Raw genomic sequence first — 12,840 nt, forward strand, 5'->3', positions numbered from 1 at the left:
CCTCTCCCCCTCTCCCCATCTCCCCCTCTCCCATTAAGGAGCCAATCATGCAGTTAGAACCGCGTCAGCGAGCAATTGGGGCATTTGAAGAGTTTTTGAACGTGCCGCTTGAGGAACGATTGCAACAGCAGCAGAGTCGAGAACCGGAATCCGGGGCGATTGTGCTTTTTCAAAACGTCGCTACCACAGTACCAGCTTACCAGAATTTCCTAGCTGCACTTAACATCAATCCCGCCTCAATTCAAACCTTTGAAGACTTCCAAAAATTGCCGCTAATTACCAAAGAGAATTATTTGCGCTGTCACCCGCTACCTCAGTTGTGCCGCGAGGGCAAATTAGAAACTTGCGATTTCATTGCTGTTTCTTCGGGTTCGACGGGAAACCCGACATTTTGGCCTCGTTTTATCAGCGACGAGTTGCAAATTGCCGATCGTTTTGAACAAATATTTCACGACAGTTTTTTCGCCGACACCCGCCGTACTTTAGCTGTAATCTGCTTTGCCTTGGGGACTTGGGTAGGCGGAATGTACACGGCGAATTGCTGCCGCTATCTAGCGAGTAAGGGTTATCCCGTGACGGTGGTGACACCGGGGAATAATAAAACTGAAATATTTCGAGTAGTGCGGGAACTTGGGGAGTATTTCGACCAAGTAGTATTGTTGGGATATCCGCCGTTTATTAAAGATGTAATTGATAGCGGGATTGCTGCGGGTGTGGAGTGGCAAAAATATCGAATTAAGATGGTGTTTGCGGGGGAAGTGTTTAGCGAAGAATGGCGGGGTTTGGTGAGCGATCGCACTAATTATAACAGTATTAATGACAATATTGCTGATAACTCTGAGAACCCTTACGGACAAGTCAACTGTCAACTGTCAACTGACAATCTATATTATAACTCTGCGAGCCTCTACGGTACTGCCGATGCGGGGGTTTTGGGCAACGAGACACCGCTGAGTATTTGCATCCGCCGTTGGTTGGCCAACAATCCGGAAGCAGCGCGCAATTTATTCGGAGAATCGCGGTTGCCAACTCTGGTGCAGTACGATCCGAAAAGCCGCTTTTTTGAAGTGAATGATGACGGCACGCTGTTATTTTCCGGCGACAACGGCATCCCGCTCATACGCTATCACATTTCCGATAATGGCGGTTTAGTTTCTTACGAAGCAATGCTATATTTTTTGGCAGAATGGGGATTTAATCCGGTGGCACATTTGCAGGAAGTGGCGGCTAGGGAAAGTGCCGATTTGCCGAGAGGAATTCGCCATCTGCCATTTGTATATGTATTCGGGCGATCGCACTTTACCGTATCCTACTTCGGTGCTAACATCTACCCAGAAAACGTTACCGTAGGTTTAGAAGCTCCCACCATTAGCGAATGGGTGACTGGAAAATTTGTGCTGCAAGTCAAGGAAGATGCGGATCGAAATCGGTTTTTATCGGTGGTTGTGGAATTAGCAGCGGGGATAGAGGGCGACGAGAAGATGAAAGTGGCGATCGCGTCTTCAATTCTCGCACAATTGCGGCGCCTCAACAGCGAATTTGCTAATTACGTGCCGCCCGAATATCAGTTACCTCTGGTGACATTAACTGCGATGGGCGATGCAGAGTATTTCCAGATGGGTGTGAAGCACCGATACACCCGACAGTAAACCGCTATCTTTGGAAAAGGCGGGCGCTAAATTGTATCGGGATCGATATTTAATTCTCGCAGTTTCGCGGCCAGGCGATCGGCTCTCCCGGCCTCTTGTTCGGCTCTCCCTGCCTCTGCATCTGCTCGCCCTGTCTCCCTTTCTGCAACCTCTTCAGGAGTAGGAACCAGTTCATTTGTTGCTGTAAAGAAACGCAATTGTCCGCTAGAAATTCCCAAACTCAAATCAAGCTGTTGACTCCGCAGATAGCCTAATTCATTCGGTGCAATTGGTTGATATTCCCCATCTACCAAATGAAACCCAGCTAATTCTAAAGTTTCTGGATCAAACCAAAAGTAATCCAGAGTGCGGAAAGTGTCTTGATAGAGTTGTTTTTTAAAGTTTTTATCTATGTTCGCTGTTTTCGGCGACAGGATTTCAAGAATGATATTCGGGTACTTTCCCTCTTCATCCCAAACTACCCAGCTTTTCCGAGTTTTGCGTTCAGTTCCGAGTACCACAAAAAAGTCTGGGCTTCGGAAGTCTTGAGATTTGAGTTGTTGTGTACAGTAATAAATGGTGAAATGACCAGCAGCATAGAAGTCATTTCTATCTCGCCACAACCATTCAAGGCATTGCAGCAATAGGATTATTTGTCGGAGGTGCAGTTCTGTTTCTACCGAATGTTCATCACGGTATAAATCGCTGGGAGGAAAAATAAAATTTTCAGGTATCTCTTCTGGTATTTCTTGAGAAGTAGCTAATTCTGCGGTTGCTGACATGGCTGCTTGGGGAGGAGTAAGAGGTGGTGTGTCTATTTTAGCAACGTTTTTATATGGATGCCCAGGACTATTTATTCTGAAAGGGCGATCGCCCTTTTGGTCAAAAAGTGCGATCGAGCACCAAACAATTAGTCTTTAAATATTACCAATTACCATAAAGAATTGGTTTAAAGCCGGAGCCCTGATCGGGAGAAATTAAAAGAAGACGATTCATTCCTCCAATCCTCTTCCTTTTAGGTAGAGGTCGCTATCAACTGTCAACTGTCAACTATCAACTATCAACTATCAACTATCAACTATCAACTATCAACTATCAACTATCAACTATCAACTATCAACTATCAACTATCAACTATCAACTATCAACTGTCAACTGTCAACTGTCAACTGTCAACTGTCAACTGTCAACTATCAACTGTCAACTGTCAACTGTCAACTGTCCACTGAATGAACGTCAGCTTCTCGGAGAGCGGCCAGAATTTCTGGTCGTTTCATGCGCGCCCAGCCCCGCAATTTCCGCTCTTTGCCGATCGCCTTCAAGCGTCTCAGCGAAAGAGTATCGTAGTCTTCGTCGTCTTCCTCCTGGGGCGGAAACGGCAACTCTAACTGCAACTGCGGTAACTGAGGTTTCGACTGCACCTTCGACTGCTTCTGACGCTGCGTTTTCGGCGGCTTTTTCGTCTCTGGCTGTATTTCTGAGTGCGTCACAGCGGCTCCCAGTTGGCTGCGGAGGGTGGCGATTTGATTTTTTAGGTCATTTTCAACATCTGCGATCGAGTCAGCCACAAACTGATTAATTATTTTGACTGTGCGCTCTAATTTGATTGACAGCAATTTTTCCAGTTCATCCAACTGTCTCAACGCACCTTCAAGATTCATCTCCGAAATAACCGCCGATTTCGGAGAACTATTGCTGCCAGATTGTTCAATTTTTTTAGCCAATTTATCTACCTTTTCATGAAATGTTTTTTCAACTTGTTCGAGCAGACGCTTAATTTGTTCTATTTGGTCACGATCGAAATTCTGCTCAGTTAGAGCTTTTACTTGTTTTTTTAGCAGGTCTTCATTTTTTTTAACAGATTGTTCTATTTGTTGTGTTAGACTCTCTACTTTTTTTTGAAATGATAGCTCAAAATGTTGCAGTAGAGTCTCAAGTTGTGCAGTTTTCTGAGTCGGTTGAGGAGCTAAATGTTCCATTTCTGCTTGAGCCGCAACTACCTCCTCGTCGGTCATTTCAAAAACCCACGCCCACATTTGCTCAATGCCGAGTTCTTTCGCAACAATACACCAATCTGAGCCGCAGACAACTTCATATTCTTCTTCGTTGCTGTAAGCTTCAGTAGGACGTACAATTAAAGGAATTAAGTTGCTGCCTTGCTCGATGAGACTTCTCCTGAGAGCTTCCCGACGTTCGCGAGGGATTTCCTCCCCCTGAGTCTCTGGTACGGCAATTTGGGAAGTGTAAATTTGACTGTGACTAATTGGCTTAATCCGCAAATATTCTACTATTCGGTTTTGATCTTGCGATCGATCCATCTTATTACAAGTCCCCTTTTGTCATAAAAATCAGGTGTTTGGGTAATTATGTATATTTGCACTTTACAGCCTGCGTTTTAAGTGCCACAGGACTAACCCAAGAAATCTAATTATAGGGTGCGAGACAAACACCTTACCCAGACTCTGTGATCTGGGGGAGATATCGGCGGGGTGCTGTACCTGTGCGGCTGGCTGTGGGGTGACAGCCCGGGCGATCCTCTTCGATGGCTTCGCTAACGGCAAAACTGACTGCAATTCCTACAAAAAATCGACTGTGATGAGTTTAACTGGCTGGGGGACACAAATTATACACCGCTTCACTCATCTTTACTTTTTTTGGCGATCGGGCGATCGTCTTTGAGGGCTTCGGTAACGGGCTAGCGTGTTCAGGTGCGATCGCGATTCTGCAAAAAAATATCTTCTTGCGCTTTCTGTACAAAAGATGCTATAAGAATTTTAATGGCGATGGAGCTCGCCAAAACCGCCTTAAGCGTCATTCTTTCCTTGCGTTAATTGAAAGACTAAAAGGCTGATGGCTCCTACTTTTCTGGCTTGCTGCCGGAGAGTAGGGCCGTGAAAACTTTTCACTAATCTCTCATACCTAGCAAGCCTTTGTCCATACTCAGGATCTGGAGAAAGGAATCTCATGTTAGCTAGTGTGCTGTGGATTTTATTGATGGGCTTTTTTTCGTGTCAAATTGCCCGTCGCTTAGGTGTTCCACCTTTGATTGGGATGATTTTGGTGGGGATAGTTTTAGGGCCACAAGTTAGCGATGTCCTTAGTCCAGAAGTGCTGAAATCGGCGGATAATCTACCAATTGTGGCAGTGATGATTATCCTGATGAAAGCGGGATTAGGATTAGATCGAGAAAAGCTGACACAGCAGGGAACTGTGGTGCTGCGGTTAGGAGTTTTACCAGCGGCAATCGAGGCAATTGCGATCGCATTTGTTGCCATGCTAATTTTTAAATTCGACTTTCCCACAGGGTTACTTTTGGGTTGTGTAACTTACGCAAAGGAACCAAATTTCTCTGAAAAATCTGTGTTCATCAACTAGAAAAACCGTTCAAAACCCGGTGTATTACTGTGTTAATCGGCCGGAAATTACAGAAATTGCACTTTAATCAAAAGTAACAAAAGGAGTTTGTCTCATGAAATGGTTTGAGAAATTTGAGCAATTCATTGCATTACCCCAACTCAGCAAGTGGTTCATCATTTCTTGCATAGTTGGCATTCTTTCCGGCTTAGGTTCCGCCGCTCTCCTAGCTTCTTTAGAATGGGCAACAAATTGGCGAGAGTCTCATCTGTGGATTATTGCATTATTGCCAATAGCTGGATTCTTAAGTGGTTGGATTTATCATCGATATGGAAAGAAGGTAGAAGCTGGAAATAATCTTTTACTAGAAGAGATTCATAACCCCAAAAATATTATTCCCTTGCGGATGGCTCCGATGGTGCTGCTAGGTACAGATATAACTCATTTATTTGGAGGTTCCGCAGGTCGTGAAGGGACAGCACTGCAAATTGCTGCATCACTCGCAGACCAATTAACTAGAATATTCCGCTTTAAACACGCCGAACGCCGAATTTTATTAATGGCTGGGATTAGTGGTGGATTTGCTTCGGTTTTTGGAACTCCCTTGGCTGGAACTATCTTTGGTTTAGAGGTTTTAGCAATTGGAACTATTAACCATGATGCTCTTTTTCCCTGTTTAGTTGCAGCGGTTATAGGCGATCGCATTACCTTAGTTTTGGGTTTGCACCATACAGTATATCGTCATGCTCCCCTTGTACCAACGGTAACTCCAATGGGATTAATTTCTGCAATTGTCGCTGGTGCAATCTTCGGAATTGTGGCGATGATTTTTGCTAAATTAACTCACAAAATTAGCCACCTTTTTAAAGCAAAAATCTCCTATCCTCCTTTACGTCCTGCGATCGGTGGTACGATTGTCGCATTGAGTGTCTGGGCGATGGGATCGACTAAATATATTGGTTTGGGTATTCCTACCATTGTCGATACGTTTAACACTCAGTTACCACCTTGGGATTTTGCGGCAAAAATAGTGTTAACTGCGTTAACTTTAGGAGCAGGTTTTAAAGGCGGGGAAGTGACTCCTCTATTTTTTATTGGTGCAACATTAGGCAATGCTTTGTCATTAATTTTGGCATTACCAGCACCTTTATTGGCAGGAATGGGATTTGTTGCTGTCTTTGGCGGTGCGGCGAATACACCGATCGCCTCAACTTTAATGGGAATTGAACTTTTTGGTCTGGAATCCGGGGTATTTATTGCGATCGCTTGTGTGATGAGCTATGTTTTTTCAGGTCATGCGGGCATTTATAGTTCACAGCGAATTGGTTCTAGAAAATACCCTTTTATGTCAATGCAAGAAGAGTTAAAGTTGCCAAATCATGCAAATAATAATTCTTTTGATGCAGAAGAAACTATTAAGTAGTCGCGGCCGCTAACTTTATTTGAGATGGTTCGGTTAATCGGATATGCTGATTACTGATCCTACGCTGTCAAATAAACCCGCGATCGCGATGCTAGTCGCTTTGGTATTAGTTATTTGGCTGGCAACCCCTAAAAAGCAAATCAGTCGAGCAGCAGGTTGGTTTTTACTCGCGGCTTATCCAGTCTTGCTGATGGCCATGTTTTGCTGTAATTCCGATCAACTTAAAAAGAATATTTATGAAAGGTGATCTGTTACAAAACTCTGTTTGGTGGATTTGATGGCACGGGCGGCAAAACAGACTGCAATTCCTACAAAAAATCGGCTGTGATCAGTTTAACTGGGTGGGGGACACAAATTATACACCGCTTCACTCATCTTTACTCTTTTTGGCGATCGGGCGATCGCTAGAGTGTTTAAGTGCGATCGCAATTGCGATTTATACGAAAGCCAGCTTTAATATTCCCTTTATTCTTTAGTCTCTTAGAGAGCGACGAAAGTTTGTCTAGGATCTGTTTCAACCGCCGAGTCATATCGGGTTTTTCAACGTTTGTCGGATCGGCTTATATCAATGCCCCAAAAATGTAATTTAGATGGCTGAAAGCTTATAAATATTTTTGCCACTTGTCAATAAGCTTAATCATTGTTTTCTCCCCTAACCCGTTAATGCGTTCCAACACATTTTCAAAAGATGCAAACTGCTCCAAATCTCGACCGTTGATGATTTTCTCTATTATTTGAGGTTTGAGACCAGCATTTTTCAAATTTGCCGCCAGTTTGAATTTATCTTGAGTGTTGAGTGCTTCCAACAGCGGAACTGGCTTGGGAATCCTGCTTTCAACATCTTTAACCCTCTCTATCAGCGCCTGTTTTTCTCGCGTATACTCGGCTTTCAATTCATTAATTCTGTTTTCCAATCTACTTTCAATATTTGTCAGCCGCTGTTCAAAGCTGGAGGACTGTTGCGTAACCACACTTACAATTGGATTCTCAGTGATTGCGGTTTTTCTGAGAATTGCAAGTTGTTCGAGGAGAAGATCTTTATTTTCTTCTTCCAGGATGAATGCTCCGATTGTCTCGCCTTTGAGAGCTTCTATTTCCTTTGCTCTGACTGCCGCGTAGTATTCAAAGTCTCCGTCTACTATTTCGTAGGCATCCATACCGTTGCGGCGGACAATTATCGGATTAATCAATCCTCCTAATTCTAAAATTAGTCTGGCTAATTTCTCCAAATCAGGCTCGGCAAAATTGGAACGGGCCACTGTGCAAGTAATTCTTTTCACTGCAACCAGTGACGGAAATAATTTTTTCATGAGTTTTTACCTATTTTTTCCAAAACTTCTTCGGCTAACATTTCAAATTCTTGAGAGGCGATGGAATCTGGCTTAAAGTCTAGCACTGAAATCGGATCGGCGATTTCCATATTTCCCACCATTTGCATTTGTTCTGCACACTTTGCTAAATCGTCTCTCTCGTAAATTACGCTGTCCATGATTTCCATACCGTAGCGTTTGGGAATTGCCTCCCTCCGTTTGGGCAAACTGTATTGTACAAATTTAGCATTAGTGGAGATTTTGCAAGGGAGAACGCCTAAAACTTCTAAAGGTTTCTTGCCGATTAGTTTTTTGAATCCGTTAACTGTTTTGATAAAATCCTTGACATTAATCAATCCTTGATTGGCAAAAGGTTTTAAGTCAGAAGGAATAATCAAATAATCCGCCGTAATCAGGGCAACTCTAGCGAAAAAATTCAAAGATGGTGGCGTATCAATCAGTACAATATCATATATATCCTCTACTTTTGCTAGTTTTTGAATTAAAATCAGTCGGCTGTAATCTAGTTGATTGAATTCGTTTTCTTCGTGCATCAAATTGATGTGGGAAGGAATTACATCAATTTCGGGATGGCAAAAACTTGACTTGCGTGCTACTTCGCCTATCGAATAACCATCTTCTGATTGCAAAACGTGAAGAATATTGCTATCTTTCAAATCGTCTTGTTCTTCATCATCAAATTTTACCAAACCAGTTGCAAAGGTTGTATTTGCCTGACTGTCTAAGTCGATGACTAGGACTCTTTTACCTTGCTTGCTGAACGCTGCGGCTAAATTGACTACTGTTGTAGTTTTGCCGACGCCGCCTTTGTTATGGTAAACTGCAATGATTTTCATAGTGTTTTCTCTTTTTTGGGGAACGATTAAATCAGGTATTTGTTCCGGTTCTGAGATTTGACTTGGCTCAGGTTCTGCCGTGGCGGGATTGTTTTGTTGTACTGGTATTTCGCTAATTAACTCAGGAATAACTAAATTAAGTTTACTATCTTCCAGTTCCAGATTGTCTTGATCTTTTACAAAATTTAAACTATCTCTGCCAATTAAAGCGATAATTTCATCAATTTTCGTTTCAATATCTTGGCCGGTGCACTGAAATAATAGCTTAATATCATCGGCGACTATAGCGTAGATTCTAATTTCTTTACCGTTAGTTATGAGTCCGTAGCGGATGCTTAAACTTGTTAAGTAACGCTTCAGTTTCCGCAGATGGCGGTCTAAATTTTCCTTCGGATGTTTTGCTTCCATGACTAAACTCATGGGCGAGTTTACATCGAGAACTATGGGGATAACTTGGGTAGCAAAGGAGAGGAAGTCTAGGCGAATATTTCCAAAGGCGATTTCTTGGTGCCAAGTGTCGGGGGTATAGCCCAGTTTTGGCAACAAATAACTGACAATGAGTTTGCTTTCTACTTCGCTTTCGTTGCGACAGTTATTGGGATTGAAAGCCATTCGATTTTAGATTTTAGATTTTAAATTTTACAGTAAAGCAGTGCGGTGTCTATCGCCCCACAAACTCAAGTGCACGCAGTACACACCCCACAAAAGGGTAACATCTATCGCGTTACAAATGCTGCGGATTGTGATATTGAGAAAACCCGGATTGTTAAACAAAACCGGGTTTTTTGGGGATTTATCGCGTTTCAAACTTACTTGGTTTGAGCGTGAAATTCCTCTAATGTCTGATAGCCGCCAGCCGGATTGTACAGGTGACAGTTGTCGGCAATCCGCTTCATTAAAGCCCAAGAAAATTTGGTTTCATAGAGATGAGGTTGCCAGTTTTCTTTCAAGCTGCTGTGGGCTAGGCGCAAGTTGTACCAGGGTATAGCAGTTGAAAGGTGGTGAGGAACGTGCACATTAATGTCGTGGCACAGAAACTCTACCCAGCGGGGATAATCGCAGTGAACTGTTCCCGATAGTTGTGCTTGGGCTTCGTTCCATTCTTCGGGTGCTTTAAATGAAATGTCTGGTGCTGTGTGGTGAACAATGGTGAAAGTGCTCATCCAGAAATGGTAAACCATCCAGGGCAGCAACCAAAATTTGACAAATCCCCAAATGCCTGTTGTGGCAATTAAAAGCGGAAATCCGATCGCAGCACCGATTAAAACTACTAAAACCGAAAATCTGACTTGTTCGCGCTGTTGGCCTTCTTTGAAGCGCGACCACATAAAGTGTACTTTTGCCCAGTGGGCGATCGAGCCAACCCACCAGATCGGGCCAAAGATTAAACGATAAGCGATTTGTAATGCTTTGGGTGCGGCAGCATAATCTGCTGCTGTCATCGGTTGCCAAGCATTATCTTCACCAATTTTGTTGGTGTGCTTGTGGTGGTAATTGTGTCCGTGACGCCAGGCGTGAAACGGGAAAATTAACGGCAGAAATGCGAGATGTCCGACTAAATCGTTTACCCAGCGGCGGTTAGCAAATGACCGGTGACCGCAGTCGTGGCCGATTACAAAAAAACCGGTTAAACCGGTGCCTGTGAAAATCCACATTAGGGGCAGTAAATACCAAGGTGATACTGCTATGCCAACATAACCGACAGCAACTAGAAGAACGTTGACGATGACTTTTGTCCAAGCTTTGCGGGGGTTTTTGACAAAAACTTCGCGCGGCAGGGTTTTGAGAATATCTTTGAGGCGCAGGTTGGAAGTGTCACTTGCGGATGTCAATTTTAGTGGTTTTTCGATCGATGCTGTCATAAATTGATTTCGATTCTCCGTATGCCATGTGGATGGCTTAACAAAATTAACGCAGTACAAAAGCGCCATAAAATATCAGCTCGTTGCCAGCTTGCGGCAGACGAGTTGAGCTTTAGGCAAGCGCGTTTTAGCAAATGCTAGCGATCGCTATCCGCAGTTAGGAATTTCTAGCACTTTTGGCAAAAAATACTGCGGGTAGCAAAACATTCGTTTTTATAACACAGGGGGCAGGACAATTAGCATTAGCGGGTGTTGTTTGCTAATTGCTGTTGCTGCCAGAAATTGGGTCGAGGGCCGGCAAAAGGGCGATCGAGCGTTGGCGTTTGAGGGTTTGCACTTGCAGCAGCAAGGAGTCGATTTCTGCTTGCAGGTGCAGGAACTTAACTTGCTGATCGGCTTGGTAGGGGCACTTCACCAAATCTAATTCGCGAGTCAAGCAGGTCGATCGGGTAGAAGAACTAGCCATTTCGGGATTGCTCGCGGTGATTTGAGGCCGGGAAAGAGTGGATGAATTATTTGACATTAGTAATTGAGTAGACATATCTACACATTCACAGAAAAGCTCGGTAAGTGGGAAGCTCAGAGACTTTAGTCCTGAGAGGAAAACGATCCGGCGATTTCAATCGCCTTGAATCCCCTTGCGAGGTGGAGCGGTATGGTTACCCCTCCAGTGAGGATATGGTTGTCCTCTGCTCCTTTCGGAGTAATGTTAGCTTCGCCAATGTTATAAAGGCTTGTCAGGCTAGCAGCACTGTCTCAGTGACTTTAAGACTGTTTAACTACTAGCGACAGAGCAAGGGACTAGCTTCGCATCCCAGGGTGTCATGACCTAAATAACGTAGCCAGTTAAGACTTAGGCTGGTCAGTACAGCTTGCTTGATTTCTCTTACAAGCTCAGTGGCTTTAGCCCTGAGTTACTGACACCATTAAGTTACTTTAACCTGAACCGATCGTATTAAACATCAAATTAACCGATCGAGCTAAAATTAGTGTAAATTCCTTGGCCATTGCCTAAAACCATTGACATCGTGACCCTGATTCTACCTGCTACTCAGTCTGCTGCTAACTCCGCTGCCCGCGCTGCCTCGCCGAAACACTACGGCTGGCCGGGCTTGATCGAAGCTTATCGCCCCTACCTGCCCGTGACGGAAACCACGCCGGTAGTGACACTCCAAGAAGGCAATACTCCCCTGATTCCAGCACCGGCGATCGCATCTCTCATCGGTAGAGACGTGCGCGTCCTGGTCAAATACGACGGCCTCAACCCCACTGGGAGTTTCAAAGACCGGGGGATGACTATGGCGATTTCCAAGGCAAAGGAAGCCGGCGCCGAAGCTGTAATTTGTGCCAGTACCGGCAATACTTCGGCATCGGCGGCCGCCTACGCCAGACGCGGGGGAATGCGAGCTTTCGTGTTGATTCCCGAAGGTTACGTGGCTTTGGGCAAGCTGGCGCAAGCTTTGCTTTACGGTGCGGAAGTAATTTCGATTCAGGGAAATTTCGATCGCGCCTTAGAAATTGTCCGCGAAATGGCTGTCAATTATCCGGTGACTTTAGTCAACTCCGTCAACCCTTACCGCTTGGAAGGTCAAAAAACTGGTGCGTTTGAAGTAGTGGACGCCTTGGGCGACGCCCCCGACTGGCTCTGCATTCCCGTAGGAAATGCGGGAAACATCACAGCATACTGGATGGGTTTTTGTCAATACCACCAAGCAAAAAAATGTTCGCGCCTACCGCGAATGATGGGATTCCAAGCAGCCGGAGCAGCACCGTTGGTAACGGGCCAAGCGGTGTCGCACCCAGAAACCTTGGCGACGGCAATTCGGATCGGCAACCCTGCTAGCTGGAAACAGGCGATCGCAGCTTCCGAAGCCAGCCGCGGCAGTTTTACCGCCGTCACCGACGAAGAAATTCTCGACGCTTACCGCTTGCTAGCATCCCAGGAAGGGATTTTCTGCGAACCGGCGAGTGCTGCTTCTGTAGCCGGCTTGCTGAAGGTAAAAGACCAAGTTCCGACAGGAGCGACGGTGGTTTGCGTGCTGACTGGTAACGGCTTAAAAGACCCGGATACAGCAATCAATCACAGCAATAACACATTCAAACAGGGAATTGCTCCTAGTTTGGATGCGGTAGCTGGGGCGATGGGATTTTAAGCAGAAGGAAGAAGGAAGAGGGAAGAAGGAAGAAGGAAGAAGGAAGAAATTTTCTTGTATAACTGAAAAATCTTTGTGATCTTCTCTCTCTTCTCTTCCTCTGCGTCCTCTGCGCCCTCTGCGGTTCAGAAAAATCTTATTTAGGATTTAGGAAGAAGGAAAAAATTTTCTTGTATAACTGAAAAATCTTTGTGATCTTCTCTCTCTTCTCTTCCTCTGCGTCCTCTGCGCCCTCTGCGGTTCAGAAAATCTT

At 44.6% G+C, this 12,840-nt stretch carries 12 protein-coding genes, 1 pseudogene and 1 riboswitch; of the genes and pseudogenes, 7 read left to right on the forward strand and 6 right to left on the reverse strand.

Annotated features, from left to right (window positions below; genetic code table 11):
• The coding region (locus K4039_RS21620) for a phenylacetate--CoA ligase family protein (protein WP_265238412.1) at positions 1-1,649 on the forward strand (1,649 nt) is incomplete at its 5' end.
• Between the two features lie 26 nt (positions 1,650-1,675).
• Here the strand turns inward: K4039_RS21620 and K4039_RS21625 are convergent.
• A complete protein-coding gene (locus tag K4039_RS21625; RefSeq protein ID WP_265238413.1) occupies positions 1,676-2,410 on the reverse strand; it encodes a Uma2 family endonuclease in 735 nt (244 codons plus the stop codon).
• On the opposite strand from K4039_RS21625, the gene K4039_RS21630 reads away from it, so the two are divergent.
• Positions 2,409-2,549, forward strand: coding sequence for a hypothetical protein (locus K4039_RS21630; protein WP_265238414.1), 141 nt, complete (start codon positions 2,409-2,411; stop codon positions 2,547-2,549). The two genes, K4039_RS21625 and K4039_RS21630, sit on opposite strands and share 2 nt — an antisense overlap.
• 293 nt (positions 2,550-2,842) lie before the next feature.
• Here the strand turns inward: K4039_RS21630 and K4039_RS21635 are convergent, their stop codons facing one another.
• Positions 2,843-3,946: a Rho termination factor (modular protein) gene (locus tag K4039_RS21635; RefSeq protein WP_265238416.1), complete on the reverse strand. Its 1,104-nt coding sequence runs from the start codon at positions 3,944-3,946 to the stop codon at positions 2,843-2,845.
• Positions 3,947-4,398: 452 nt separating this feature from the next.
• Positions 4,399-4,495, forward strand: a riboswitch (Fluoride riboswitch).
• A 97-nt stretch (positions 4,496-4,592) separates the two neighbouring features.
• Between K4039_RS21635 and K4039_RS21640 the strand changes: the two are divergent.
• From K4039_RS21640 to K4039_RS21655, 4 genes and pseudogenes are all read left to right on the forward strand, one after another.
• Positions 4,593-4,970 (forward strand): annotated as a pseudogene (locus K4039_RS21640) (cation:proton antiporter); the annotation flags it as partial.
• A 127-nt stretch (positions 4,971-5,097) separates the two neighbouring features.
• A complete protein-coding gene (locus K4039_RS21645) occupies positions 5,098-6,405 on the forward strand; it encodes a voltage-gated chloride channel family protein (RefSeq protein WP_265238418.1) in 1,308 nt (435 codons plus the stop codon).
• A 43-nt stretch (positions 6,406-6,448) separates the two neighbouring features.
• The gene (locus K4039_RS21650; protein WP_265238420.1) at positions 6,449-6,652 is read left to right on the forward strand and encodes a hypothetical protein; all 204 of its coding nucleotides are present in this window, start codon (positions 6,449-6,451) and stop codon (positions 6,650-6,652) included.
• A 94-nt stretch (positions 6,653-6,746) separates the two neighbouring features.
• Entirely contained in the window at positions 6,747-6,881 is a 135-nt protein-coding gene (locus K4039_RS21655) for a hypothetical protein (RefSeq protein WP_265238421.1), read from the forward strand.
• Between the two features lie 126 nt (positions 6,882-7,007).
• Here the strand turns inward: K4039_RS21655 and K4039_RS21660 are convergent, their stop codons facing one another.
• From K4039_RS21660 to K4039_RS21675, 4 genes are all read right to left on the reverse strand, one after another.
• Positions 7,008-7,715 carry a ParB N-terminal domain-containing protein gene (locus tag K4039_RS21660; protein ID WP_265238422.1) on the reverse strand — a complete coding sequence of 236 codons (708 nt, stop codon included), beginning with the start codon at positions 7,713-7,715 and terminating at the stop codon, positions 7,008-7,010.
• Positions 7,712-9,184, reverse strand: coding sequence for an AAA family ATPase (locus K4039_RS21665; protein WP_265238424.1), 1,473 nt, complete (start codon positions 9,182-9,184; stop codon positions 7,712-7,714). Before K4039_RS21665 ends, K4039_RS21660 begins: the two co-directional genes overlap by 4 nt.
• A gap of 197 nt (positions 9,185-9,381) precedes the next feature.
• Positions 9,382-10,434: a fatty acid desaturase gene (locus K4039_RS21670; protein ID WP_265238425.1), complete on the reverse strand. Its 1,053-nt coding sequence runs from the start codon at positions 10,432-10,434 to the stop codon at positions 9,382-9,384.
• Between the two features lie 259 nt (positions 10,435-10,693).
• The gene (locus K4039_RS21675) at positions 10,694-10,975 is read right to left on the reverse strand and encodes a hypothetical protein (RefSeq protein ID WP_265238427.1); all 282 of its coding nucleotides are present in this window, start codon (positions 10,973-10,975) and stop codon (positions 10,694-10,696) included.
• A 487-nt stretch (positions 10,976-11,462) separates the two neighbouring features.
• Between K4039_RS21675 and thrC the strand changes: the two genes are divergently transcribed.
• A complete protein-coding gene (gene thrC, locus K4039_RS21680; protein WP_265238463.1) occupies positions 11,463-12,587 on the forward strand; it encodes a threonine synthase in 1,125 nt (374 codons plus the stop codon).
• The last annotated feature ends 253 nt before the right edge of the window (positions 12,588-12,840 follow it).

Source organism: Lyngbya sp. CCAP 1446/10 (genome assembly GCF_026130175.1).
In the GTDB taxonomy this organism is placed as follows: domain Bacteria; phylum Cyanobacteriota; class Cyanobacteriia; order Cyanobacteriales; family Microcoleaceae; genus Microcoleus.